Consider the following 1,054-nt stretch of genomic DNA (forward strand, 5'->3'; position numbering starts at 1 on the left):
TGGTGATGGAACTGACCGCGCGCCACCGCATCACCGGCGTCGAATGGGACCAGGCCGAGCGGGCGGTCGCGATGACCGTCGAGATCACCGACCCGCAGACGGCGCGGCCGGTGGACGTGCGCATCGACGTGGTGCCGGCCGGCGCGGAGCACACCGACGCGCGCACCCGCAAGATCGGCACCATCGCTCGCGACGGGCGGCACCACGACGTCGTCGGCACCTACCTCGGTGTCGTCGCGGACGAAAACTGAAGGGCGACATATGGGTAGAGCTTGCACCGCGGCCATCGTCGGAGTGCACAACACCCGGCAGGGCCGCCGGCTCGACGGCGAGACCTCCCGCAGCCTGGCGCTGCAGGCCATCCGCGGCGCGCTCGACGACGCGGGCCTGCGCCTGGACGAGGTGGACGGGATCAGCGCGGGACCGTTGTCCACCGCGCTCATCTACGACCTGCGCCTCGGCCCGGCCTGGCAGGGGCTCGGGTTCGGGGTCGGGATGATCACCGAGGCCGCCACCGCCATCGAGCACGGCATGGCCGACGTGGTCGTGCTCGTCGCCGCGCAGGCCGGCGAATACCGCGACCACGAGGCCACCGCGCCGTGGACGCGGCCCGAGAACGAGTTCGTCGCGCCGTGGGGGATGTTCACCACCGCCGAGTTCGCGCTGATCGCCCGGCGCCACATGCACGTCTACGGCACCACGCGCGAACAACTCTCGATTGTGGCGGCGACCATCCGCAACAACGGGTCCCGCAACCCCGAGGCCGTGTACTACCAGCGTGGGCCGTTCACGCCCGAGGACATCACCGCCTCGCGGCCCATCGCCGACCCGTTCCACCTGCTGGACTGCGCCACCACCTCCGAGGGCGGTTGCGCGCTCGTCGTCGCAAATCTCGACAAGGTAGACACCGCAAGCCAACCGGTCTACGTGTTGGGCAGCGGCGCGGACTTCCACGGGCCGTCGTATCAGCACCCCCCGGCGTGGGACCTCGCCGGGCGGCGCGGCGATCACGTGAACGGCGTCGTGGGCAGGCGCGCGGCCGACCGCGCGTTCG

2 protein-coding genes are annotated in these 1,054 nt (G+C 71.6%); both read left to right on the top strand.

The window, feature by feature from the left end; genetic code table 11:
- Positions 1-251, top strand: a 251-nt coding sequence (locus AC2VOP_RS06310) for a hypothetical protein (protein ID WP_486960159.1), incomplete at its 5' end; no start/stop codon positions are given.
- A gap of 10 nt (positions 252-261) precedes the next feature.
- A partial coding sequence (locus AC2VOP_RS06315) for a thiolase family protein (RefSeq protein ID WP_486960160.1) occupies positions 262-1,054 on the top strand: 793 nt, incomplete at its 3' end.

The sequence above is a fragment of the Mycobacterium sp. TH-M106 genome (assembly GCF_057473765.1).